General features: G+C 57.7%; 24 protein-coding genes. 12 read left to right on the top strand and 12 right to left on the bottom strand.

Annotation, left to right across the window (positions count from 1 at the left end; genetic code table 11):
* Positions 1 to 65: 65 nt before the first annotated feature.
* Positions 66 to 1,376: a voltage-gated ClC-type chloride channel ClcB gene (gene clcB, locus FOY93_RS10245; RefSeq protein WP_143345035.1), complete on the top strand. Its 1,311-nt coding sequence runs from the start codon at positions 66 to 68 to the stop codon at positions 1,374 to 1,376.
* Here clcB and bioD read toward each other — a convergent pair.
* From bioD to FOY93_RS10230, 3 genes are all read right to left on the bottom strand, one after another.
* Positions 1,311 to 2,006: a dethiobiotin synthase gene (gene bioD, locus FOY93_RS10240; protein WP_111965730.1), complete on the bottom strand. Its 696-nt coding sequence runs from the start codon at positions 2,004 to 2,006 to the stop codon at positions 1,311 to 1,313. The two genes, clcB and bioD, sit on opposite strands and share 66 nt — an antisense overlap.
* Positions 2,007 to 2,136: 130 nt before the next feature.
* Entirely contained in the window at positions 2,137 to 3,357 is a 1,221-nt protein-coding gene (gene mlc / locus FOY93_RS10235; RefSeq protein WP_111965729.1) for a sugar metabolism global transcriptional regulator Mlc, read from the bottom strand.
* A 94-nt stretch (positions 3,358 to 3,451) separates the two neighbouring features.
* Entirely contained in the window at positions 3,452 to 4,384 is a 933-nt protein-coding gene (locus tag FOY93_RS10230; RefSeq protein ID WP_133294293.1) for a LysR family transcriptional regulator, read from the bottom strand.
* Between the two features lie 121 nt (positions 4,385 to 4,505).
* On the opposite strand from FOY93_RS10230, the gene FOY93_RS10225 reads away from it, so the two are divergent.
* The gene (locus FOY93_RS10225) at positions 4,506 to 5,759 is read left to right on the top strand and encodes an MFS transporter (RefSeq protein ID WP_115874913.1); all 1,254 of its coding nucleotides are present in this window, start codon (positions 4,506 to 4,508) and stop codon (positions 5,757 to 5,759) included.
* Positions 5,760 to 5,834: 75 nt separating this feature from the next.
* Here the strand turns inward: FOY93_RS10225 and FOY93_RS10220 are convergent, their stop codons facing one another.
* From FOY93_RS10220 to FOY93_RS10210, 3 genes are all read right to left on the bottom strand, one after another.
* Positions 5,835 to 7,226, bottom strand: coding sequence for an APC family permease (locus FOY93_RS10220; RefSeq protein WP_045284883.1), 1,392 nt, complete (start codon positions 7,224 to 7,226; stop codon positions 5,835 to 5,837).
* A complete protein-coding gene (locus tag FOY93_RS24045) occupies positions 7,216 to 7,401 on the bottom strand; it encodes a YmjE family protein (RefSeq protein WP_418251760.1) in 186 nt (61 codons plus the stop codon). The genes FOY93_RS10220 and FOY93_RS24045 overlap by 11 nt, the downstream gene beginning before the upstream one ends.
* Positions 7,402 to 7,582: 181 nt before the next feature.
* Entirely contained in the window at positions 7,583 to 9,001 is a 1,419-nt protein-coding gene (locus FOY93_RS10210; RefSeq protein WP_008502452.1) for a glutamine synthetase family protein, read from the bottom strand.
* A gap of 214 nt (positions 9,002 to 9,215) precedes the next feature.
* On the opposite strand from FOY93_RS10210, the gene puuD reads away from it, so the two are divergent.
* The 9 genes from puuD to FOY93_RS10170 all read left to right on the top strand — a co-directional run bounded on the left by puuD (position 9,216) and on the right by FOY93_RS10170 (position 18,076).
* The gene (gene puuD / locus FOY93_RS10205; protein ID WP_115876060.1) at positions 9,216 to 9,980 is read left to right on the top strand and encodes a gamma-glutamyl-gamma-aminobutyrate hydrolase; all 765 of its coding nucleotides are present in this window, start codon (positions 9,216 to 9,218) and stop codon (positions 9,978 to 9,980) included.
* A 25-nt stretch (positions 9,981 to 10,005) separates the two neighbouring features.
* Positions 10,006 to 10,563, top strand: a complete 558-nt coding sequence (gene puuR, locus FOY93_RS10200) for an HTH-type transcriptional regulator PuuR (protein ID WP_111965724.1) — start codon at positions 10,006 to 10,008, stop codon at positions 10,561 to 10,563.
* 157 nt (positions 10,564 to 10,720) lie between these two features.
* Positions 10,721 to 12,214, top strand: a complete 1,494-nt coding sequence (puuC, locus tag FOY93_RS10195) for an aldehyde dehydrogenase PuuC (RefSeq protein ID WP_143345034.1) — start codon at positions 10,721 to 10,723, stop codon at positions 12,212 to 12,214.
* The gene (locus FOY93_RS10190) at positions 12,211 to 13,491 is read left to right on the top strand and encodes an NAD(P)/FAD-dependent oxidoreductase (RefSeq protein WP_143345033.1); all 1,281 of its coding nucleotides are present in this window, start codon (positions 12,211 to 12,213) and stop codon (positions 13,489 to 13,491) included. Before puuC ends, FOY93_RS10190 begins: the two co-directional genes overlap by 4 nt.
* Positions 13,492 to 13,516: 25 nt before the next feature.
* Positions 13,517 to 14,788 (top strand): 4-aminobutyrate transaminase, encoded by a 1,272-nt coding sequence (gene puuE, locus FOY93_RS10185; RefSeq protein ID WP_143345032.1) that lies wholly within the window; start codon positions 13,517 to 13,519, stop codon positions 14,786 to 14,788.
* Positions 14,789 to 14,939: 151 nt separating this feature from the next.
* Positions 14,940 to 16,427 carry a carboxypeptidase M32 gene (locus FOY93_RS10180; RefSeq protein ID WP_143345031.1) on the top strand — a complete coding sequence of 496 codons (1,488 nt, stop codon included), beginning with the start codon at positions 14,940 to 14,942 and terminating at the stop codon, positions 16,425 to 16,427.
* A gap of 230 nt (positions 16,428 to 16,657) precedes the next feature.
* Positions 16,658 to 16,975, top strand: coding sequence for an acid resistance repetitive basic protein Asr (asr, locus tag FOY93_RS10175; RefSeq protein ID WP_143345030.1), 318 nt, complete (start codon positions 16,658 to 16,660; stop codon positions 16,973 to 16,975).
* Between the two features lie 92 nt (positions 16,976 to 17,067).
* Positions 17,068 to 17,151, top strand: a complete 84-nt coding sequence (gene ydgU, locus FOY93_RS24195) for a small membrane protein YdgU (protein WP_021241182.1) — start codon at positions 17,068 to 17,070, stop codon at positions 17,149 to 17,151.
* 103 nt (positions 17,152 to 17,254) lie between these two features.
* Positions 17,255 to 18,076, top strand: coding sequence for a trypsin-like serine peptidase (locus FOY93_RS10170; RefSeq protein ID WP_143345029.1), 822 nt, complete (start codon positions 17,255 to 17,257; stop codon positions 18,074 to 18,076).
* Between the two features lies 1 nt (position 18,077).
* Here FOY93_RS10170 and FOY93_RS10165 read toward each other — a convergent pair whose 3' ends face one another.
* The 4 genes from FOY93_RS10165 to FOY93_RS24040 all read right to left on the bottom strand — a co-directional run bounded on the left by FOY93_RS10165 (position 18,078) and on the right by FOY93_RS24040 (position 21,290).
* A complete protein-coding gene (locus FOY93_RS10165) occupies positions 18,078 to 20,240 on the bottom strand; it encodes a bifunctional diguanylate cyclase/phosphodiesterase (protein ID WP_143345028.1) in 2,163 nt (720 codons plus the stop codon).
* Positions 20,241 to 20,323: 83 nt separating this feature from the next.
* Positions 20,324 to 20,653, bottom strand: a complete 330-nt coding sequence (gene mdtI / locus FOY93_RS10160) for a multidrug/spermidine efflux SMR transporter subunit MdtI (protein ID WP_045910373.1) — start codon at positions 20,651 to 20,653, stop codon at positions 20,324 to 20,326.
* Positions 20,640 to 21,002, bottom strand: a complete 363-nt coding sequence (gene mdtJ / locus FOY93_RS10155) for a multidrug/spermidine efflux SMR transporter subunit MdtJ (protein ID WP_029739354.1) — start codon at positions 21,000 to 21,002, stop codon at positions 20,640 to 20,642. Before mdtJ ends, mdtI begins: the two co-directional genes overlap by 14 nt.
* Positions 21,003 to 21,119: 117 nt before the next feature.
* On the bottom strand, positions 21,120 to 21,290 hold the full coding sequence (locus tag FOY93_RS24040) for a protein YdgV (protein ID WP_085930315.1): 171 nt from the start codon (positions 21,288 to 21,290) through the stop codon (positions 21,120 to 21,122).
* Positions 21,291 to 21,423: 133 nt separating this feature from the next.
* Between FOY93_RS24040 and FOY93_RS10150 the strand changes: the two genes are divergently transcribed.
* The gene (locus FOY93_RS10150) at positions 21,424 to 22,458 is read left to right on the top strand and encodes an AI-2E family transporter (protein ID WP_111965717.1); all 1,035 of its coding nucleotides are present in this window, start codon (positions 21,424 to 21,426) and stop codon (positions 22,456 to 22,458) included.
* Between the two features lie 3 nt (positions 22,459 to 22,461).
* Here FOY93_RS10150 and FOY93_RS10145 read toward each other — a convergent pair whose 3' ends face one another.
* Together FOY93_RS10145 and FOY93_RS10140 are read right to left on the bottom strand one after the other, a co-directional pair.
* Positions 22,462 to 23,409, bottom strand: a complete 948-nt coding sequence (locus FOY93_RS10145; protein ID WP_133294287.1) for a zinc-dependent alcohol dehydrogenase family protein — start codon at positions 23,407 to 23,409, stop codon at positions 22,462 to 22,464.
* A gap of 25 nt (positions 23,410 to 23,434) precedes the next feature.
* Entirely contained in the window at positions 23,435 to 24,460 is a 1,026-nt protein-coding gene (locus tag FOY93_RS10140) for an LLM class flavin-dependent oxidoreductase (RefSeq protein WP_133294286.1), read from the bottom strand.
* Positions 24,461 to 24,593: the final 133 nt, after the last annotated feature.

Here is a 24,593-nt window from a genome sequence, read left to right as displayed (position 1 = left end):
ATACCTTTTGCTAACCCTGCGATTTCCCGCCACAATATCGTATCTTTCCCGTTTACTCGCGACTCATGCAACGTCTTCATACTTACCCCGACATCCGCGCGATGTTTCGTCGACTGCTGATTGCAACCGTCACCGGCGTGCTGGCCGCGCTGGCCGTTGCGGTGTTCCGCCACAGCATGTATCTGCTGGAGTGGCTGCTTCTCAGCAACGACAGCGGCAGCCTGGTGAATGCCGCCGCGTCGCTCTCACCCTGGCGGCGCGCGCTGACGCCCGCGCTGGGCGGGCTGGCTGCCGGGCTGCTGCTCTGGGGATGGCAGCGCCTGACCGCCCAGCGGCCTCATGCCCCTACCGATTACATGGAAGCGCTGGAGACGGGCGACGGTCAGTTTGACTACGGCGCCAGCCTGGTGAAATCTCTTGCCTCTCTGCTTGTCGTTGCCAGCGGCAGCGCCATCGGACGTGAAGGGGCGATGATCCTGCTTGCTGCCCTCGCCGCCTCCTTTTTTGCCCGGCGCTTTACGCCCAAATCCGAATGGAAGTTATGGATCGCCTGCGGCGCCGCGGCCGGGATGGCCAGCGCCTACCATGCTCCATTAGCCGGAAGCCTGTTTATTGCGGAGATTCTGTTTGGCACCCTGATGCTGGCCTCGCTCGGCCCCGTCATTATCGCGGCGGTGGTGGCGCTGCTCACCACGCAGCTCCTGGCGCCGGGTACCGGCACGCTCTACGCGGTCCATTTGAGCGGCACACTCACCGCAGCCGATTATGCCCTGCTGGTCGCCATGGGGCTGCTGGCAGGGCTTTGCGGACCGCTGCTAATGGGGTTGATGGCATTCAGCCACGGTCTTTTCCTGCACTTAAAACTCTCGCCTCCGTGGCAATTAGCGCTGGGCGGTGCGATCGTTGGGCTGCTGTCTCTTCTGACGCCGAAGGTGTGGGGGAATGGCTACAGCGTGGTTCAGGCTTTTCTGCTCGCGCCGCCGCTGCTGTCGGTGATTGCCGGAGTGTTCATCTGTAAGCTGCTGGCTGTACTGGCGAGCAGCGGATCGGGTGCGCCGGGCGGGGTGTTCACGCCCACGCTGTTTGTCGGCATGGCAACAGGCATGCTATTCGCGCAGTTTTTCGCGCTGTGGCTGCCGGGTTCTGAAACGGCTATTTTGCTGGGGCTGGCAGGGATGGCAACGCTACTCGCCGCGACCACGCATGCGCCCATTATGTCGGCACTGATGGTCTGTGAAATGACCGGACAGTATTTTTTACTGCCCGGCCTGCTGATCGCCTGCGTGGTGGCGTCCGTATTGTCGCGGACGTTACGCCACGACTCGATCTACGGTCAGCACGCCACCGAGGGCAGAGAGATCGATGTACTGCGCTAGCTCGCGCTGCTCGGCGCGTGGCAAATAAGGCAGCTCGCCGACTAATGGGCCAGGCAGTTTGGTGCTCAGCACGTCAATAATCTCGGCGTAGTGCGCCAGGCCCGGGTTGATGCGGTTTGCCACCCAGCCAATCAGCGGCAGGCCGTCATTGGCAATCGCCTGCGCCGTCAGCAGCGCGTGGTTGATGCACCCTTCCTGGATCCCCACCACCATTACCACCGGAAGCTGCTCCTGCACAACCCATTCAGACAGCGGGCGCAAATCATTCATCAGGCTGCGCCAGCCGCCCGTCCCTTCAACCACTACGTGGTCAACCTTCTCGCTCAGGTTCGCCAGTCCGTCGGACAACAGGGGATAATTAATCAGGCCGCTGTGCGCCACGCTGCTCTCCTCTTCGCTTAACGCGATGGGATTGACCGCGTGATAAGGCAACTCCAGTGACGAGACGCTTTGCAGCACTAGGGCGTCTTTATTACGCAATCCCTCTGGCGTCTCTTTACTCCCTTTTGCGACCGGTTTGTACCCTGCCACGCGTTTACCGCTTGCTGCCAGCGCCTGCAGCAATGCGCGGGATACGACGGTCTTGCCGACAGAGGTATCTGTACCAGTAACAAAGAAACGCTTAAGCATGACTCACTCCACCTCTTGGGTATGCTTCGAAAATATAAACCAGGTAAATAATTCAGTGGAGGAAGTCTACGGGATGCATGCGCTACCCGGCTTGAGATAGCGCAATTTTTCTTACATCAGCGGAAAAGAGTTAACCCTGTAGCAGGCGGATCAACAGCGAGCCGTTATACATGGCATCTTTGACCAGCGCCGCGCCTGCCATCGTGCCCTGGTTGGAAAACTGGGTGCTTTCTACCGCAATATTTTTGCTGTAGGCAGGAAGCGACTGCTGATGGATACAGGCCGAGATCGCCGGGAAGAGGATTTCCGCCGCCTGGCTCAGCGGTGAGCCAATGAGGATTTTTTGCGGGTTGAAGAGGTTCACCATAATGGCCAGAATGCGGCCAACGTTATTCCCTACTCCAGTAATAATGTCCTTCGCCAGCAGATCGCCCTGGCGCGCGGCGGCGCAGAGAGAATCCACCGTTAAGGGTTGTCCGTGCAGCGAGGAGCTCATGGACTGGCTGAGCCGGACCTGCGCCAGTTCCAGCACGCTTTCCACGCTGGCAATGGTCTCGAGACAGCCGTGGTTCCCGCAGTAGCAGCGCTTGCCGTAAGGGTCGACCTGGGTATGTCCGATTTCCACCAGGCTGCTGCTTCCGGCGTGGAGAAGCCGTCCGTCGGTAATCACCCCCGCGCCGACGTTATGGTCGATAACCACCTGAATCACATCCCGCGCGCCCCGGGACGCGCCGAACAGCGCTTCCGCCATCGTCCAGGCGCTGATGTCATGCTGAATATAGACCGGCACGCCGGTATGGTTTTTCAGCACCTCTCCCAGCGGCATCTCTTTCACATCGTCGTAGAACGGCATGCGGTGAACAATACCATTTTCGGTATCAATAATACCCGGCATGGTGATGGCGATCGCCGTTAAGCGTTCAAGGCGCTGCTGATGGCGGATAAAGAAGCGATCGATGTGCGAGACTATCGCCTCAAGGAGCGACTCCTCGGCGTTGAGCGGCAGTTCAAGACGGTCTTCCACCACCAGCTTGCTGCTCAGGTCGCGCAGCGCAAGGAAGATCTCCCCCCGGCTGATGCGCAGCGACAGATAGTGCCAGGCCTCCGTCTCCACCACCAGCCCAACGGCCGGACGGCCACGGCTGCCCGGCTCCTGAATTTCCGTCTCCTGAACCAGGTGTGCTTCCAGCATCTCGCGGACTATCTTGGTGATACTGGCAGGTGCCAGCTGTGCCAGGCGCGAAAGATCGATACGCGAAACCGGACCAAGCTGATCAATCAGGCGATACACCGCGCCAGCGTTGGTCTGCTTAATCTGATCAATATGCCCTGGCTGACTATCCGCGACCACCTCGTACTCCCTTATTTTCGAGCTTCGAAATAAACTGTTGGCTATGGTGAAGCACTTGTATGGCTGCCGTCAAATATTTACTTAGCCATGTGATTTACCGCACATTTTTGCCCACTTTTGCCTGAAAATGCTGCCCGGCAGAGGCGTTCATCAACTGCTGTTTGAAGCGCTGCGCGGCGTGGCTCTGTTCTCGATGTTTTGACCAGACCAGCCACATCTCTGAAACGGCATCCTCTTCGGCAATGGTTACCCAGCGCATTTCGCGCAGTTGTACCCGTTTAAAGGAGGCTGGAAGAATAGAGACGCCCAGCCCGGCGGCGACCAGGCCGATAATCGTCATCGCTTCCCCGACTTCCTGGGTGATGACCGGGGCAAGATCGTAGCGGCGCATCAGCCCCAGAATATCGTCATACAGACCTGTTCCAACCTGCGGGTCAAAAAAGACAAACGGCTCTTTTGCCAGCTCAGCCAGCGAAACCGTCGGACGCGACGCCAGCGGGTGATCGTGCGGGATCATGGCCATCAGCGGCTCACGCAGGATCACCTCCCACGCCAGCGAGTCCGGCAGCTGGGTATTACGCATCAGCCCCAGATCCAGCGAGCCTTCATTCAGCGGCGCGATCTGCTCGCGGGTGTTGATCTCGCGCGTTTGAATGTGAACATCCGGGAAATGGCGGCGGAATGACGACAGGGTTTCCGAGACGGCGCTGATAAACGGCGCGGACGAGGTAAACCCGATGCGCAACTCTCCGGCTTCCCCGAGATAGAGCCGTTCTGCCCGGGCGGCGGCGTCATCGACCATGCTCAGAATTTGTCGGCTGTCGTTCAGAAACTGCTTACCCGCCGCCGTCAGGCTCACGCTGCGGTTGGTGCGGGCCAGAAGGCGCGCCCCGACCTGCTGCTCCAGGATCTGAATCTGCTGGCTTAACGGTGGCTGAGAGATGTTTAGCCGTGCCGCCGCGCGGCCAAAATGCAGCTCTTCGGCGACGGCGACAAAGTAGCGGAGATGACGCAGCTCGATATTCATATTTCTAAAGTATCATTTAAGATTATTAATATATTAGACAGAATATTTACATTTTCCTACCCTTATCAGGTGGTCATACCCGTCACCAGAAATCACGGGGATGTTTAAGCAAGGAAACTGTGTGAGTCGTACAACTACTATTGATATTGATCCGGCCAGAGATATCAATGAGTTACCCGCAGCATCGCAGCCGGTTCAGTTCATTAAACGTGGTACACCCCAATTTATGCGCGTCACGCTGGCGCTCTTTTCCGCCGGTCTGGCAACTTTCGCCCTGCTCTATTGCGTACAGCCGATCCTGCCCGTTCTCTCCCACGAGTTTGGCGTATCGCCTGCCAGCAGCAGCGTGTCACTCTCTATATCTACCGGCATGCTGGCGATTGGCCTGCTTTTTACCGGGCCGCTGTCCGACGCCATTGGCCGTAAACCGGTGATGGTAACCGCGCTGATGCTGGCCTCGGTCTGTACGTTACTCTCGACCATGATGACCAGCTGGCACGGTATTCTGGTGATGCGCGCGCTGATTGGGCTCTCGCTTAGCGGCGTGGCGGCAGTCGGGATGACCTATCTCAGCGAGGAGATCCACCCGAGCTTTGTCGCCTTCTCTATGGGGCTTTACATCAGCGGGAACTCGATTGGCGGAATGAGCGGCCGACTGCTGAGCGGGGTATTCACGGACTTCTTTAACTGGCGTATTGCGCTGGCAGTCATCGGGTGTTTTGCGCTGGCATCTGCCCTGATGTTCTGGAAAATTCTGCCGGAATCGCGTCATTTCCGCCCGACATCGCTGCGTCCGAAAACGCTGTTTATCAATTTCCGTCTGCACTGGCGCGACAAGGGGCTGCCGCGCCTGTTCCTGACCGGCTTCCTGCTGATGGGCTCGTTCGTCACGCTGTTTAACTATATTGGCTACCGCCTGATGCTCTCGCCGTGGCATCTGAGCCAGGCGGTGGTCGGCCTGCTTTCCGTGGCGTACCTTACCGGCACCTGGAGCTCGCCGAAGGCCGGGGCGATGACCGCACGCTATGGCCGCGGCCCGGTCATGCTGTTCTTCACGGCGATGATGCTGGTCGGCCTGTTGCTGACGCTCTTCTCCTCCCTGTGGCTGATTTTTGCCGGCATGCTGCTCTTCTCCGCAGGGTTCTTCGCCGCGCATTCGGTCGCCAGCAGCTGGATTGGACCGCGCGCCCGTCGCGCCAAAGGTCAGGCATCGTCGCTGTATCTGTTTAGCTATTACCTGGGATCCAGCATCGCCGGGACGCTCGGCGGTGTCTTCTGGCATAACTACGGCTGGAACGGCGTGGGCGGGTTTATCGCGCTGATGCTGTGCGCCGCGCTGCTGGTTGGCGCAAGTCTTCATAAACGTCTGAGATAATACGCCTGCGGGCTGATGTCCGTTAAGACGCGCCATCCACAAAAACGGCACCAGCGTACTGGTGCCGTTTCACGTTCAGGAATCCCAGGCCTGCTCTATCTTACCGGCTTCAAACTGCGGAGGCGGTTTGCGGAAACGGCGCGTGAGCCACGTCAGGTAAAGGATCCCCAGTGCCGCCCAGATGAGGCCAAGCGTCAGGGACGTCGCTTCGAGGTTTATCCACAGCACGCCGACCGTGACGGCACCGATGAGCGGCAGCAGGAGATAGTGGAAACGATCTTTCCACGTTTTGTTCAGCCCCTTACGCCGCCAGAAATGGTTGTACACCGAGAGATTAACAAACGTAAACGCCACCAGCGCGCCAAAATTGATCAGCGCCGTCGCGGTCACGAGATCGAAGTACAGGGCCGACAGCGCCACTATCCCAACCATAATGACGTTCAGGGCCGGCGTACGCCATTTCGGATGAACGTAGCCAAACACCCGCTCCGGAAACACGTTGTCACGCCCCATCACATACAGTAAGCGCGAGACGCTGGCGTGCGAGGCCAGGCCTGAAGCGAGCGTATTCACAAACGTGGTACACAGAAACACCGACTGGAAGAGCTTGCCGCCCACGTACAGCGCTATTTCCGGCAGCGCGGCGTCCGGGTTCTTGAAGCGCGCGATCGTCGGGAAAAAGAGTTGCATGAAAAACGAGGCAACAATGAATATCAGCCCGCCATACAGAGCGGTGAGGAAAATCGCTTTAGGGATCACCCGCGCCGCGTTTGGCGTCTCTTCCGACAGCGTGGTGACCGCGTCAAAGCCGAGGAAAGAGAAGCAGACGATAGTCGCGCCGGTAATAATCGGGATCAGATGTGCGTTCTCGCTGATAAACGGCTGGAGCGACCAGACGGTGCCGACGCCCTCCCCCTTGTGCAGACCGTGCACCACGAGTATGACAAACACCACCATGATGGCGATCTGCACCAGCACAAACAGGGTGTTAAAGTTGGCGACCAGATTCACACTCTTGAGGTTCGCCAGCGTCAGGATCGTTACAAACCCCACCACCCAAACCCACGGCGGGACTTCAGGGAACAACGCGGAAAGGTAGATCTTCGCCAGCAGCACGTTGATCATCGGCAGGAAGAGATAATCCAGCAGCGATGACCAGCCGACCATAAAGCCTAAGTGGGGTCCGATCGATTTCTGCGTGTAGGTATACGCAGAGCCTGCTTCCGGGAACTGTCGTACCAGTTTACCGTAGCTGATGGCGGTAAACATGACGCCAGCCAGCGCCAGGAGATACGAGGCGGGCACGTGGCCGTTGCTGATACCGGACACAATGCCGAAGGTATCAAACACGGTCATGGGGGTGAGATAAGCCAGCCCCATCATGACCACCTGCCAGAGCTTGAGGGAACTGCGCAGCCGGGTTCTTCCGGCCATGCCCGGCGAGTCAAGAGAGGTGTTAGTCGCCATAAACCGTCCCCCCCATGCTTACCGTGGTTTGCAATCGCGCTGTCCTTAACGCAAACCTGCTTAGCAAAGGGGGAAGTTGTAAAGAACACACGCGATCGTACCAGCGCACCGTCTCTGGCTCGCACTCACAGCAGGCGCCTGACTGGCCCCCTTCGCCCTGCGGATAGTTGAACATCTGCATCATTTCCTACCTCGTCACACAGTGTCGTTAAGAAAATCCCTGTGCCGCCTGCGCTCCATAACGCGACTCCCGGGAGATAGCTGGCGTGCCAGCAAACAGTTAGGCCAGGCTCCGCGCAGGCCGTTTGGTGTTACGTATGAGATGAAACAAAGCGGCCCCTTACCGGGGCACGTCATCAGGCGTTTTTCAGCATCCACTCAATTTCCGTTTCGGTAATCAGGCGTTCAAACTGCAGTAATTCATCGTTTTTGCAGGCGTGATAGACGTGGCAGAAGCGTTCGCCCAGCCGCTCGCGCAGGCTATCGTTTTGCATAAATTCCCACAGCGCATCGCTCTGGCGGATCGGGAACGGCAGTCCGTCCTGCTCCAGACCATTTCCTTCCACTTCTTCCTGCAGCGGTAAATCGTTATCCAGGCCATGTAAAATGCCGGCAAAAATAGCCGCCATCACCAGATACGGATTCGCGTCAGCGCCCGCTACCCGGTACTCGACCCGATGGTTATGGCGATCGCCGCAGGGGATACGCAGGGCAACGGTGCGATTATTGTGTCCCCATGACGCCTGCGTCGGCACGTACATTCCCGGCTGGAAACGGCGGTAGGAGTTGACGTTCGGTGCCAGCAGCGCCATGGACGCAGGCATCAGGTCGATCATCCCGGCCAGCGCGCGTTTCAGCAGCGCTGAATCCTCGCCGTTGGCGTCTGCGAGCACGTTTTCGCCTCGGTTGTTTTGCATGCTGATATGGATGTGCATCCCGCTGCCCGCATGTTCTTCATACGGCTTTGCCATAAACGTGGCGTGCATCTTATGTTTTTCTGCCATCTGCCTGACGAGACGTTTTAGCGCCAGCGCATCATCGCAGGCATCGAGCACGTTTTCCGTATGGTGCAGGTTTATCTCAAACTGGCCCGGAGAGGCCTCAGCCACTGCCCCGTCAGCGGGGATCAGCTGCAGCTGCGCAAGTTCGTCAATGTCGTTCAGCACGTCAGCAAAGTGGTTCAGATTATCAACCGAGTAGACCTGACTCTGCGTGTTGCGCACGTCGGTGCCCGGCGCGCAGGGTGGCTGCAGATAGCCGTCGGCATCGCGTTTACGGTCAAGTAAATAGAACTCCAGCTCTACCGCTACCACGGGGAACAGGCCGCGCTGGCGCAGCTGCTGCCAGAGTCGGTTGAGTACGTTCCGCGGCTCAACGTCAAAGGGAGCGCCATCTTCATCGACCATGGTGAGCTGCACCTGACCAATGTATTCCGGGTCGGCGGCGGACGGCGTCAGGGTGCCCGGTACCGGCACGCAGATACAGTCCGGCTCGCCGAGCTCCTGTCCCAGGCCCGCCTCTTCCACGACGTTACCCAAAATGTCCATGGCGAAAACCGATGCCGGGAAATAGCAGCCTTTTTCAAGTTTGCTCAGTCCGGCAACCGGGATGCGCTTGCCGCGAAAACAGCCGTTCAGGTCGGTCAGGAGGACATCAATAAACTGGGTGTCAGGATACTTTTCTAAATAGCGCTTCACTTCCTGCGTAAAGGCGCTGCCCCGCCTCTCATCCGTGTGCTGAACAAAGTTCTCAACTTCTACGATATTGGTTTCCATGATTTACCACCGTTTTTGGGATTTGCGTTCGCTGCTCTGGACTGTCAAATATAATGTCCACCCTATCGAATCTGTATGCAAATAAATTGTTTGTCAAATGTTAAATTAAGTTTGCAAAAGGCAGATCTCGTTGCTAGATTGAGAAAATATTGAACGAAAAGGCCGTTTTACAGGCGAAAATGGCCTAAATTTAGTCCACTTTGTGAGGGCGATTATGGAAAATATAATGAACAAGCCAGTTATTGGCGTGGTGATGTGTAGAAACAGGCTTAAGGGTCATGAGACCCAGACCCTGCAAGAAAAGTACCTGAATGCCATTATTAACGCGGGGGGTTTACCGATTGCCTTACCGCATGCGCTGGCTGAGCCAGAGCTGCTCACCGCTCTGCTGCCCACCCTGGACGGGATTTACCTGCCGGGCAGCCCAAGTAACGTGCAGCCGCACCTTTATGGTGAAAACGGCGATGAGCCTAACGCCGATCCCGGGCGAGATCTTCTGAGTATGGCGCTGATTGCCGCCGCGCTCGAAAGGCGCATCCCCATTTTCGCCATCTGCCGGGGGCTGCAGGAACTGGTTGTTGCGACGGGGGGGACGCTGTATCGCCGCCTGTTCGAGCAGAACGACCTGCTCGAGCACCGGGAAGATCCTGAACTGCCGGTTGAGCTACAATACGCTCCGTCTCATGAAGTTCAGGTTCAGGAGGGAGGACTGCTGTCTCAATTAATACCAGGCTGTAACACATTTTGGGTAAACTCGTTACACGGGCAAGGTGCACGAACGTTAGGAGCACGGCTTCGCGTGGAGGCCCGTTCGACGGATGGGCTGGTCGAGGCGGTCAGCGTTCATGACCACCCTTTTGCCCTCGGCGTGCAATGGCACCCCGAATGGAACAGCAGCGAGTACGCCCTGTCCCGTATGTTGTTTGAAGGTTTTATCACCGCCTGTCAAAGCCACATTGCCGAGAAGCAGCGGCTTTGACCACTACCGTAAAGGAAATGCAACTATGAGCGATGACGGACTGGCGCCAGGGAAACGTCTGTCTGAGATCCGCCAGCAGCTGGGTCTCTCGCAGCGGCGTGCCGCCGAACTGTCTGGGTTAACACACAGTGCCATCAGCACCATTGAGCAGGACAAAGTCAGTCCTGCCATCAGTACGCTACAGAAGCTGCTGAAAGTTTATGGGCTGTCGCTCTCGGAATTCTTTTCGGAACCGGAAAAACCTGATGAACCGCAGGTGGTTATTAATCAGGAAGACCTTATCGAAATAGGCAGTCAGGGGGTTTCGATGAAGCTGGTTCATAACGGAAATCCGAACCGTACGCTGGCGATGATTTTTGAAACTTACCAGCCTGGAACCACGACCGGAGAGAGGATCAAACATCAGGGTGAGGAGATCGGTACGATACTGGAAGGTGAAATATTGTTGACCATTAATGGCCAGCAATATCACCTGGTTGCGGGGCAAAGCTATGCCATCAATACCGGCATACCGCACAGCTTCAGCAACACCTCGGCAGGCGTCTGCCGCATTATCAGTGCCCACACCCCCACCACGTTCTAATTACCACTCAGTCCCGGCGTAAGCGCGCTTACGCCGGGAAATATAAAAACGATCTCTGTCGGCATTTAACGGGTTAATTCCCGGAATGCCCCACGGCTTCGTATTGCCTGAAACGGCCATGCCTTTATTTATCTGATTGCGAAAGAAAGGAGTGAATATGCATTTTCAGCACCTGACTTACTGGCAGGATAAAGCAAAAAACAGCGTCATTGAGACCCGGTTATTTATTAACGGCGCCTATTGTGACGCCGCCGATAACACCACGTTTGCAACCGTCAATCCCGCGACCCAGCAGACGCTGGCGAACGTCGCCCGGGGCAAGCAGGCGGACGTGGACCGCGCGGTTCAGGCCGCGCGTGAGTTATTTGAGCGCGGTGACTGGTCGCAGGCGTCTCCGGCGCAGCGCAAGGCCGTGCTAAATACGCTCGCCGATTTAATGGATCGCCATAGCGAAGAGCTGGCCTTACTGGAAACGCTGGACACCGGTAAACCCATCCGCCACAGCCTGCGCGACGATATTCCCGGCGCGGCGCGCGCCATTCGCTGGTACGCCGAAGCGGCGGATAAAGTCTACGGCGAAGTGGCGCCTACGGGTCCGGGCGAGCTGGCGATGATCGTGCGCGAGCCCATCGGGGTTGTCGCGGCCATCGTCCCCTGGAACTTCCCGCTGCTGCTGGCCTGCTGGAAGCTGGGCCCGGCGCTGATCGCGGGTAATAGCGTGGTACTGAAACCGTCGGAGAAATCGCCCCTCACCGCCCTGCGGCTGGCCGGGCTGGCGAAAGAGGCGGGCCTGCCGGACGGCGTGCTGAACGTGATAAGCGGTTACGGCCACGAAGCGGGCCAGGCGCTGGCATTGCATCCGGAGGTCGAGGTGCTGACGTTTACCGGCTCTACCCGTACCGGCAAGCAGCTGTTAAAGGACGCGGGAGAAAGCAACATGAAGCGCGTCTGGCTGGAGGCGGGCGGCAAAAGCGCCAACATTATCTTTGCCGACTGTCCGGACCTGGACAAGGCCGTGAGCGCGACCGCCGCCGGGATTTTTTATAACCAGGGGCAAGTCTGTATCGCCGGTACCCGTCTGCTGCTCGAAGACAGCATCGCCGATGAGTTCCTGGCCAGGCTAAAAGCGCAGGCTCGTCACTGGCAGCCGGGCGATCCGCTCGACCCGGACAGCACGATGGGCATGCTCATCGACGCTGCGCACGCCGATACCGTCCACACGTTCATTCGCGAGGGAACCCGGAAAGGCACGCTTCTGCTGGACGGGCGGGAACAATCATGGCCTTCCGCTGTCGGTCCAACCATTTTTGTCGACATCGACCCCGCCTCCCCGCTGTGCCGGGAAGAGATTTTCGGGCCGGTGCTGGTCGTCACCCGTTTTAAATCCGAAGAGGAAGCCTTAACGCTGGCCAACGACAGTGAATACGGGCTTGGCGCAGCGGTATGGACCCGCGATCTTTCCCGCGCGCACCGCATGAGCCGCCGCCTGAAGGCCGGCTCGGTCTTCGTCAATAACTATAACGACGGTGATATGACCGTTCCCTTTGGCGGCTATAAGCAGAGCGGCAACGGTCGCGATAAGTCCCTGCACGCGCTGGAAAAATTTACCGAACTGAAAACCATCTGGATTGCCCTGGAGCCTCAATCATGACCGAACATACCACCAGCTACTACGCGGCCAGCGCGAACGCTTACGAACCCTTCCCGACGCTTAACGAGTCGATCAGCTGTGACGTGTGCGTGGTGGGCGGCGGCTATACCGGCCTCTCCTCCGCGCTGCATCTCGCCGAAATGGGCTATGACGTGGTGCTCCTTGAAGGGGCGCGCATCGGCTTCGGCGCCAGCGGACGCAACGGCGGCCAGCTGGTTAACTCCTACAGCCGCGATATCGACGTGATCGAGAAAAACTACGGGCCCGATGCCGCCAGAATGCTCGGGAGCATGATGTTTGAAGGCGGGGAAATCATCCGGGAACGCATCCAGCGCTATCAAATCCAGTGCGACTATCGTCCCGGCGGGCTGTTTGTGGCGCTTAACCATAAGCAGCTGGAGACGCTGGAGGAGCAAAAAGCCAACTGGGAACGCTACGGCAACACGCAGCTGGAGCTGCTGGACGTCAGCGCCATCCGCCGGGAGGTCGACAGCGAACGCTATACCGGCGCGCTGCTGGACCGCAGCGGGGGGCATATTCATCCGCTGAACCTGGCGATCGGCGAAGCGGACGCCATTCGCCTGAACGGCGGGCGGGTGTATGAACAGTCCCCGGTGACCGCCATTCAGCACACCAGCCCGGCCGTGGTGAGCACGCAGCATGGCCAGGTGACGGCCCGCTACGTGATCGTCGCCGGGAATGCCTATCTCGGCGATAAGATCGAACCGGAACTGGCAAAACGCAGCATGCCCTGCGGCACCCAGGTGGTGACCACCGCCCCGCTGCCGGAAGAGGTCGCCCGCACGCTCATCCCCAATAACTACTGCGTGGAAGATTGTAACTACCTGCTGGATTACTACCGTCTCACCGCCGACAACCGCCTGCTGTACGGCGGTGGCGTAGTGTATGGCGCGCGCGATCCGGACGATGTCGAGCGCCTGGTGATGCCAAAGCTGCTCAAAACTTTCCCTCAGCTGGCGGGCGTCAAAATCGACTACCGCTGGACGGGCAACTTCCTGCTGACCCTGTCCCGTATGCCGCAGTTTGGTCGTCTGGATAAAAACATCTATTACATGCAGGGCTACAGCGGCCACGGCGTGACCTGCACCCACCTGGCCGGACGGCTGATTTCGGAACTGTTGCGCGGTGACGCAGAGCGCTTTGATGCGTTTGCCAACCTCCCGCACTACCCCTTCCCGGGCGGCCGCAGCCTGCGGATTCCATTCACGGCGATGGGCGCGGCGTATTACAGCCTGCGCGATCGTCTTGGCGTATGATCGTTTCGACAAAAGGGTATCTGACATGAGTAACCAGGAATTTCATCAGCGCAGACTTTCTGCCACCCCGCGCGGCGTTGGCGTAATGTGTAATTTCTTTGCCCGCTCGGCGGAGAATGCCACGCTTACCGACGTAGAAGGCAACGACTATATTGATTTCGCCGCCGGGATCGCGGTACTGAATACCGGCCATCGTCATCCTGAACTGGTGGCGGCAGTGGAAAAACAGCTTCACCAGTTCACCCATACGGCCTACCAGATTGTGCCGTATGAAAGCTACGTTTCATTGGCCGAAAAACTTAACGAGCTGGCCCCGGTGGAGAGCCCGGCCAAAACGGCGTTCTTCACAACGGGCGCGGAAGCGGTGGAAAACGCCGTTAAAATCGCCCGGGCCCACACCGGCAGACCGGGTGTGATTGCCTTCGGGGGAGGCTTTCACGGCCGAACCTATATGACCATGGCCTTAACCGGCAAGGTCGCGCCTTACAAGCTGGGATTTGGCCCCTTCCCGGGCTCGGTTTATCACGTGCCGTATCCCTCCGAGCTGCACGGCATCACGACGCAGGATGCCATCACGGCGATAGAACGCCTGTTCAAAGCAGATATTGAGGCGAAACAGGTGGCGGCGATCATTTTTGAACCCATTCAGGGTGAAGGCGGATTCAACGTCGCCCCGCCAGAGCTGGTGGCCGCCATCCGTCGTATCTGTGATGAGCACGGGATCGTGATGATTGCCGACGAAGTGCAGAGCGGCTTCGCCCGAACGGGTAAGCTGTTTGCGATGGAACACTACGCGGACAAACCCGACCTGATGACGATGGCTAAAAGCCTGGCAGGCGGAATGCCGCTGTCCGGCGTGGTGGGCCGCGCCGAAATCATGGACGCGCCGGCTCCCGGCGGTCTGGGGGGGACCTATGCAGGCAACCCGCTTGCGGTGGCCGCCGCGCACGCGGTGCTGAAGATTATCGACAACGAGTCGCTGTGCGCGCGCGCCCGTCAGCTTGGCGATCGGCTGAAAGCCACGCTGGAGGAGATTCAGGGCACCTTCCCTGCGCTCGTGGCGATAAGGGGAAGAGGATCGATGATCGCGGCGGAGTTTTTTGATCCCGAGAGCCGTGAACCGTCGCCCGCCATCGCGCAGGCGATCCAGCAAAAGGCCCTCGCCCAGGGCCTGCTGTTATTGATCTGCGGCCAGTACGGCAACGTGATCCGCTTCCTTTATCCGCTGACCATTCCGGATGCCCAGTTCAACCAGGCGCTGGCGATCCTGCAACAGGTTATGTGCGATAAGTCCTGAGTGCCCACCGAAAACCGTATCCCGGAATGCCGGGGACGGTTTTCTACGGAGGAGATCGGCACAGATTTCCTCCGTGTGGGAAATGTTGGGGAATTTGCTCGGTTTCATTGTATGCTCCCTGAAACACATCCCCGGCATGAGGAAATAAGAATTGCAAAAAACATCAGCCTATCAGTCACTTGTGAAAACCTTCCAGCGTCTCTCTCGCTTCTCGCACCTCTCCTCCATCGCCAGCTGGGACATGTTCACCATGATGCCGCCCGGCGGCAGCGCCGCGCGCGGCGAGGCGCTGGCAGAGATGAGCGTCCTGCAGCACCAGCTCCTGACCGATAAAAAAGTCGGCGACCTGTTAGCGGCGGCGGCAGGAGAAGATCTGAATGACGTCGAACAGGCCAACCTGCGCGAAATGACGCGCCACTACCAGCAGGCGACCCTGCTGCCGGAATCGCTGGTGGAAGCCAAATCCCTGGCGGGCAGCAGGTGTGAACACGCCTGGCGTACTCAGCGCCCCGCCAACGACTGGCAGGGCTTTTCCGCCAACCTGAAAGAGGTGGTTAAACTCAGCCGTGAAGAGGCGCGCCTGCGGGCGGAAGCCAAAGGCTGTACGCCATACGATGCGTTGCTGGACATATTTGAACCCGACATGACCAGCGCCCGTCTGGACGTGCTGTTCGGCGACATGAAGTCCTGGCTGCCGGACCTGCTGGCAAACGTCGTGGAAAAGCAGGCTCAGCGATCGTTTGTTCCTCCTCAGGGGCCTTTCCCGACGGCAACACAGCGTGAACTGGGCCTGGAAGCCATGAAGATGCTCGGCTTCGATTTTAACGGCGGTCGCCTCGACGTAAGCGCGCACCCGTTCTGCGGCGGCGTACCGGAGGACGTGCGCATCACCACGCGCTATGACGAGGATGAACTGCTCAGCGCGCTGTTTGGCGTGATCCACGAAACCGGACACGCGCGCTACGAACAAAACCTGCCGCGCGCGTGGGCAGGACAGCCGATTGCGCTGGCCCGCTCAACCGCGATCCACGAATCCCAGAGCCTGTTCTTTGAGATGCAGCTGGGCCGCAGTGAAGCCTTCCTCAAACATCTTCTCCCTGCGGTGCACGCTCGTTTTGGCAGCCAGGCGGCGTTCAGCGAAGAGAACTTTATTGCCTGGAACCAGCGCGTGAAGCCGGGCTATATCCGCGTCGATGCGGACGAAGTGAGCTACCCGGCACACGTGGTGCTGCGCTATGAGATTGAGCGGTCGCTGATCAACGGCGAGATCGAAGTGGACGATATCCCTGCCCTGTGGGACGAGAAAATGCAGGCCTGGCTCGGGTTATCCACCAAAGACAACTACCGCAACGGCTGTATGCAGGATATTCACTGGACCGACGGCGGTTTTGGCTACTTCCCGTCGTATACGCTGGGGGCCATGTATGCCGCACAGCTGTTCCACGCCGCGAAAACGGCGCTTCCGGGTCTGCAGGCCTCCATCGCTGAGGGCGATTTTTCCGCACTCTTTGAGTGGCTGCGCCAGAACATCTGGCAGCACGGCAGTCGCTTCAGCACGTCGCAGCTAATCACCCAGGCGACGGGTGAAGATCTGAATATTCGTTACTTCCGCGAGCATCTGACCTTCCGTTATTTGTAATCTGTTTGGCCGGGGGTGAGGGACCTCAGGTAAAAGAGCCGTATGTTACCCCTCACCCCAGCCCGTACCCCCTCATGGGAGAGGGAGCCGTCTGTGCAGGACCCCAGCAATGTACATATGGTTACACGCCGATACCAATCACTCACGGAAACCCCGAATTTACAGGGATATAGTTATTTCAACGGCCCCGCAGTGGGGTTAAATGAAAAACCAAATTCGAGGGTATGAACATGAAAAAAGTATTAGCTCTGGTTGTTGCCGCTGCTATGGGTCTGTCTTCTGCTGCGTTCGCTGCTGAAACCACTGCTGCACCGGCTGCTGCGGCACCTGCTGCAACGACCACCGCGGCGCCAGCAAAAACTGTCCATCACAAGAAACATCATAAAGCCGCTAAACCGGCTGTAGAGCAGAAAGCTCAGGCTGCTAAAAAGCACCACAAAAAAGCGACCAAACCGGCTGTAGAACAGAAAGCTCAGGCTGCTAAAAAGCATCACAAAAAAGCAGTAAAACACGAAGCTGCTAAACCAGCTGCACAGCCAGCTGCGTAAGAGTACAAGCTTAACCGTGCCCTTCGGGGCACGTTGGTAAACCGGCGCTGAACCGGACAGGTTCCGCGCCGTTTTTTTTATCCGGAGGGCGTATGCTGCGACGCTATCGGTTTGAGCTGATTCTGATCCTGCTTATTTTATGCGCGCTCATTGCCAGCCATTTTTATCTTTCCTGATTGTAGCACGCTGATTTTACTCCCACTTTAGCGCTGTCCCGTCTATAGTATTTTCATAGGGTTCACTTTTAATAATCATAATTACCCCCCACCAGAGTGAGATATGCGTAAATCTGTTGTGTTGTTACTGGGAACGTTTGGTCTTTTTTCTGGATTCTCACATGCGGATGATGGCGGTGATGACACCATTAGCGCGAAAGAGCTCAAGACGCTTTTTTTCAATCATGACGACCGCACGCGCGTCACCGATCCCACCCAGGCGCCCTGGGATGCTATAGGTCAACTGGAAACCGCCAGCGGTAACTTATGTACTGCGACGTTGATCACCCCTCAGCTTGCCCTGACGGCAGGCCACTGTCTGTTAACGCCGCCAAACGGCAAGCCGGATAAAGCGGTGGCCTTGCGGTTTGTGTCGCAAAAAGGGACCTGGCGCTATGAAATCCACGGTATTGAAGGCCGTGTCGATCCGTCTCTCGGCAAACGCCTGAAGCCGGATGGTGACGGCTGGATCGTGCCACCGGCGGCCGCCGCATGGGACTTTGGCCTGATCGTTTTACGCTACCCCCCTTCCGGCATTACGCCGCTGCCGTTATTTGACGGCGACAAAGACGCACTCACCGCTGCCCTGAAAGCCGCTGACCGAAAGGTGACGCAGTCCGGCTATCCTGTCGACCATCTGGATACGCTTTACACCCACACCGACTGTATTGTGACGGGCTGGGCGCAAAACAGCGTACTTTCGCACCAGTGCGATACGTTGCCGGGTGACAGTGGTTCACCGCTGATGCTGAAAACAGATAACGGCTGGCAGTTGATTGGCGTGCAGAGCTCTGCACCGGCGGCGAAAGATCGCTGGCGCGCAGATAACCGGGCCTTGTCCGTGACCGGTTTTCGCGACAAGCTGGAAGCGCTGGCACAGCAATAAATCAGCATCGTCTGACCTGATGCAGTGCCCTGATTGACTCAATCGGCATCGGCTGGCTGAACCAAAAACCCTGCAGTTGATCGCAGCCAGCCAGCCGCAGCAGTTTCATTTGCTTCTCGGTTTCCACCCCTTCGGCGACCACCGCCATCCCCAGCGCGTTGGCGATCCGCACCGTGCCGCTCACCAGCGCGGCTGCCTGTTCATCGTTGTCCACCAGCCCGGCCAGGGATTTATCGATCTTGATGGTGTCGAAGTTAAAACGCCGCAAATAGCCAATGCTGGAATAGCCGGTGCCAAAGTCATCCAGCGCCACCGCGGTACCCAGCGCTTTAAGATTGGCTATTGCCATGCGGGCACGATCCGGATTTTCCAGCACATAGCTCTCCGTTACCTCAAGCTGCAGCCGGTGGGCCGGGAAACGGGTACTCTCCAGCACGCTGGCCACTTTGTCTTCGAAGGCGGGATCGCGAAATTGCGCGGGAGAGATATTAACGGAAAGCTTTAAGTCACCGTATGGCTGGAGATCCTGACAGGCGCGCTGCAACACAAACTGGCCCAGTTTGTAAATCAGACCGCTGGTCTCCGCGATGGCGATGAAGGTATCCGGGCCCAGCGGCCCTTCCGGGCGACGCGGCCAGCGGACCAACGCTTCGACGCTGCTCATCGTCTGAGTGCGGGCGTCAACGATCGGCTGATACCAGACCTCAAACTCATCGCGCTCCAGACCGCTACGGATCTGATTTTCAATCGCCAGCTTGCGTTCCCGGACGCTGTTCAGCTCCGCATCGTAGTGGGTAATCCGCCCTTTTCCACTCATTTTGGCGTGATACATGGCAATATCGGCGCGGCGAAACAGTTCTGAGCTGGTGCATTCAATCAGAGTTCCGCTGGCGATACCGATGCTGGCCCCGATATGGATGGTGCGTTCCCCCAGCTGAACCGGGGTGGCGAGGAAATCCAGCACCGAAACGGCAAAGGCTGTGGCTCGGGCCTCTGCATCATCACCGCCGATTGTCATGGCAAACTCATCCCCGCCCATGCGGGCCAGCATCCCGCCCGGCGGCACCCGTTCACTCAGCGTTTTCGCAATCGCCACGATGAGATCGTCCCCCACGCTGTGGCCGTAGATATCATTCACATCTTTAAAACCATCCAGATCGATAAACACCACGCTTTTGACGTCGATATCTCCGCGTAAGCTCACCCGATCCAGCGCCTCGATAAGCGCTCGCCGGTTCGGCAGATGGCTTAACCAGTCCGTTCTGGCCACCAGACGTGCCTGGCTTTCTCCTCGCGCAAGCTTGTACAGCCCCACGCTGCTCACCAGAATAAAGAGCAGGATCAGGGCCGATGCCAGCACAACAATCTGCGTGATATCAGAGGATGCCGCCCGGGCGGCCTGCGCCCCCGGAAGCCGCGCCTGCCAGTTCAGATAGCCCAGCAGCTCCCCAGCCGAACTGCGCAGCGGCATACTCATCTCGTTAACTTTATCTGGCGTAAAGTGAAGGTTATCGATCTGAAAGGTCGCCCCCAGGTCGGATAAGATTCTGGCGTTCAGATGACGGGTAATCACCAGATAGCGGCGCGTTCCGTCGGTAACCTGTAATCTTCCGACCATTGGGCGAATCAGCCCAATGCCCACAAAGGCGACGCCGCTTCGCGTTTTGCTGATCCCGGCATAGATATTTTTATCGCCTGATAAGGCGCGCGCATGCTGAGCAATAAGGGCTTTCAGCCCCTCACCGAAAAAATCGAGATTCGTCTCCTGAAAAGGCTGACTTTTAAACGATCCCCAGAGGACGTTGAAATGTTCATCCAGCACGAAGGTGCCGTCATAGAGGTTATTAATTTTAAAGCCGGTGCCCCAGGTGTCGTACAGCCAGTCGGTATTAAGCGTGGGACGGTAGGCTTCCCGCACAGCATCGTCCCAGACGGCGTTGTCAAGCACCAGAGATGAGACGCGGTTAACCGATGTCTGAATAGCCCCCTGCACGGAAAGCGCCGTGCGGTGTTCATCAATTTCATTGGTTTTGGTGCTGATAAGATTCAGGGAAAGATAGAGGAGTGCGACGACGGAGATGATTAAGCCGATGCCCGCCATAAAGACCATGGCAAACAACGTTCTCGCATTGGGAATATTGCGCCAGCTTAATGTGCGATACATCAGCCATCCTCTTCATGTTTTGCTTTTCTAAGCGTAATACAGGCAGCGAATTTCGCTGCCTGTAAATCATGGATTGAGGACTGTCAGGCGAGTTTTATCATGATCATGCCGGCAAGCAGCAGGATGAGCCCCATCCAGCCCTTGTTATTTAAGCGCTGGCCGAAGAGCACCCAGCCTGCAGCCAGCGTGGCGGCGATACCAAAACCGCCCCACAACGCATAGGCGACCGAAAGATCGATACCTTTTACCGCCTGGGACAGCGCGCTGAACGCCCCCAGAACCGCCGCAATCGACATCAGGCCGTAGAATTTACGACGAAAACCATCGGAGAATTTCAGCAGAACGTTCGCCAGGATCTCAAGCACGATGGCGAACCCCAGCCAGGCAGCATGAACCCACTCAAACTGTTGCATGGTTCTGCTCCTTCTGCTGTTTGCCAGGTTTACGGGTACCGGACTTAATCAGCACAATACCCGCGACCAGCGTCGTTAAACCGGCGACCTTCATTGTTGTTAATGTTTCGTCAAATATCAGCACGCTGAACAGCGTAATCAACAAAATACCGATCCCCTCCCACAGGGCATACGCGACGCCCAGCGCAATTTTTTTCACTGCAAACGAGAGGAAAATATAAGACAGTGAAATCATCACCAGCATCAAAATAAAACCGGTGTTGCCATCGCTGACGCTTGCCCACTTCATAGACAGCGTGCCGGTAATTTCAGCGATAATAGCCAGCGCTAATAAAATCCAGTAAAACATGTTTTTCTCCTGCTTGAGAATATAATCCATCGTGGCCCGCTGCGTGCAGCAAACCCAAAAATACGAATTGAAATCAGACAGCTAAGCGCTTAGCGCCAGCTCAGGCAGAAGAAATGACTATAGTGCGGTGCGCCAGTGTTGCTCACCAGAAAGCAGGCAGAAAGAAGTGGAGTATACAGCAGTATTGTTTGAAGAGTACGTCCTGAACATATTGTCCATAAAATTACAATTATCCGCGTTGTTGCTTCTCGTCTTTGCGGATGAAAATTGTCCTCGGTAGTTAAACACACCGAATTTGTACCATAAGCCAGGATTTTACTCAAAGTCTTTGCAATTCTTTACCCACTCCGTTTGATTTTGGTTAGTTTATTGCAAAGCCTTTCACCTTTATTATAAATATAAAGAAAATTTCGGAGTCACCATGGCTAAACCCATCATTACCCTGAACGGGTTAAAAATTGTCATCATGCTGGGCATGCTGGTGATCATATTGACAGGCGTGCGCTTCGCCGCCGACATTATTGTGCCCTTTATTCTGGCCCTGTTTATTGCGGTGATCCTCAACCCGCTGGTGCAGCGCATGACGCGGCTACGCATTCCGCGCGTGCTGGCCATCACGCTGCTTATCAGCATCATTATTGTGGCGATGGTACTGCTGGTGGCTTATCTGGGTACCTCGCTCAATGAACTGGCGCGAACGCTGCCAAAATACCGCTCTTCGCTGGCTATCCCCCTGCTGCAGCTGGAGCCCTGGCTGCAGCGGGCGGGTATCGAAGTCTCGGTTGAAGAACTGCTGAAATATATCGACCCCAACGCGGCGATGACGATCGTCACCAGCCTGCTGGCGCAGCTTTCCAATGCCATGACATCCATTTTCCTGCTGTTTTTAACGGTGGTTTTCATGCTGCTGGAGGTGCCGCAGCTGCCAGCAAAGCTGCAGCAGATGATGGTCCGTCCGGTCGAAGGAATGGGGGCGATTCAACGCGCGCTGGACAGCGTTTCCCGCTATCTGGTGCTGAAAACCGCCATTAGCCTGGTGACGGGCGTTGTCGTCTGGTTGATGCTTCTGGCGCTGGACGTTCGCTTTGCGTTTGTCTGGGGGTTGCTGGCGTTTGCGCTCAACTACATTCCCAACATTGGCTCCGTGCTGGCGGCGATCCCCCCTATCCTCCAGGTGCTGGTTTTCAGCGGGCTTTATGACGCGCTGATCCTGCTTGCCGGATACCTGGTCATCAATCTTGTGTTCGGTAACATTCTTGAGCCACGCATGATGGGTCGTGGCCTGGGGCTCTCCACGCTGGTGGTCTTTTTGTCCCTGATTTTCTGGGGCTGGCTGCTCGGGCCCGTTGGGATGCTGCTCTCCGTTCCACTCACCATCATCGTCAAGATTGGTCTGGAACAGACGGCAGGCGGGCAAAGTATCGCCGTGCTGCTGAGCGATATGAGCCATAAATAGCGCTCAGTCCTCCATCGACAGGAGGGGCTTGCGGGTCCTTCCACCTTCACGATAAGCGCTGAGCGCCCTCTGCCACTCCGCCAGCGGGTACACCGTAACGTCGCTGTACTCACTGCCGGGCAACATCCGCCAGATGCGCTCGAACTCCGCGCGCCACGCCTCAACGCCGAGCGCATCCAGACCGTTTCGGATATGGAACCACGCCACGCGCGGCGCAGGCCGCCGCTGTGTGAAGGCTTGCCCGGAGAGCAGCCCGTAGCAGGCAAACATGCCCTGCTCGGGCATCACGCTGAGGATCGCTTCCGCAAGCGGTCCGCCGGTGGCATCGTAGACGATATCGCTACGGGCGGCGACGATGCCGATTCTGTTTGCGTCATGCTGCGCGACAGGCGTGATGCCCATCGCCTCCAGCCGTTCAGCATGCACGGCAGAACGGTGAATGCCGTACACCGCTTCCGCCCCCGCCTGACGCGCCCACTGCCCCAGCAGAATGGCGCAATCCGATCCGGCAGCCGTGAGCAAGACCCGCTTTCCGCGCGGCGGGTAGCGGGTCAGCATCATCTGCGCCGCCAGCGGGTTGATGTAGGCCCGCGCGGCCAGCTGTGCGTCGACGGTGTCCGGAACGGGTATCGCATACTCTGCCGGGCAGTCCACATAGCGCTGCCAGGTTCCCTGACCGCGCAGCGGCAGGACGCGCTGACCCACCAGATGCTTAAACGAGGCGGGCGCCTCGATGACAACCCCAACACCTTCATACCCCGCGATCGCCGGTAACGGGGTTCGGTGGCGATAGGCGCCGGTGATGGGAATAAGATCGGACGCGTTCACCGGAGAAAACAGCATCCGCACGCGGAGCTGTCCCGGCGCAAGCGCGCCCGGGGGCGCGGTTTCAGGTTGCAGAACGGTTTCTGGCTCGCCAAAACGGCGATACCAGAGGGCCAGATTTTCCATTACGATCTCAAGGCTGATAGCGGAACTACTCGCGCCAGCCCATTGCCGGTGCGACATGCTTGAGAATAGACTCAATCACGTGCGCATTATAATCCACACCCAGCTGGTTCGGTACGGTCAGTAAGAGCGTGTCCGCCTCGGCAATCGCCTCGTCTTTTTTCAGCTGTTCAACCAGCTTGTCCGGCTCCGCGGCATAGCTGCGCCCGAAGATGGCGCGCGTTTTCTCATCAAGATAACCCACGCTATCGCTGTCGTTGCGGCTGGCCCCAAAATACATCCGGTCACGGTCGTCCATCAGCGCAAAAATACTGCGGCTGACCGACACCCGCGACTCACGCGTATGCCCCGCCTCTTTCCAGGCCTGACGGTACGCGCGGATCTGTTTTGCCTGCTGAATATGGAACGGCTCACCGGTTTCATCGTCCTTCAGGGTTGAACTTTGCAGGTTCATGCCCAGTTTTGCCGCCCATACGGCCGTCGCATTGGAACCGGCGCCCCACCAGATACGCTCGCGCAGCCCTTCAGAATACGGCTCCAGGCGCAGCAGCCCCGGCGGATTAGGGAACATTGGCTGCGGGTTCGGTTTGGCAAACCCTTCCCCACGCAGCACCTCAAGCAGCACCTCGGTATGACGACGCGCCATGTCCGACTCGTTTTCCCCTTCCTGCGGGACATAGCCGAAATGACGCCAGCCATCAATAACCTGCTCCGGGGAGCCGCGGCTGATGCCGAGCTGCAGGCGACCGCCGGAAATCAAATCCGCCGCGCCCGCATCCTCGGCCATGTACATCGGGTTTTCGTAACGCATGTCGATCACGCCGGTGCCGATTTCGATGGTTTTCGTTTTTGCACCAATAGCGGCCAGCAGAGGGAACGGCGAGCTAAGCTGTCGGGCGAAGTGGTGCACGCGGAAATAGGCGCCGTCTGCCCCCAGCTCCTCAGCCGCCACGGCTAAATCAATGGACTGCAGCAGCGTGTCTGCCGCCGAGCGCGTGCCCGACTGCGGCGAAGGCGTCCAGTGACCAAAGGATAAAAATCCGATCTTTTTCATAACCATTTTTCCTGATAATACGTTGCGTTCTGTCCACTTTACGCATTACCCGATAAGAATAAATGCCGTTTATTTAACGGAAAGCATCAAATAAATTGACAGAATAGCGTGGTTCTTCATTCCGCCCCATAAT

Source organism: Enterobacter sp. 18A13 (assembly GCF_007035975.1).
GTDB lineage: Bacteria > Pseudomonadota > Gammaproteobacteria > Enterobacterales > Enterobacteriaceae > Enterobacter > Enterobacter vonholyi.
This window is presented reverse-complemented; position numbering and strand designations above follow the sequence as displayed.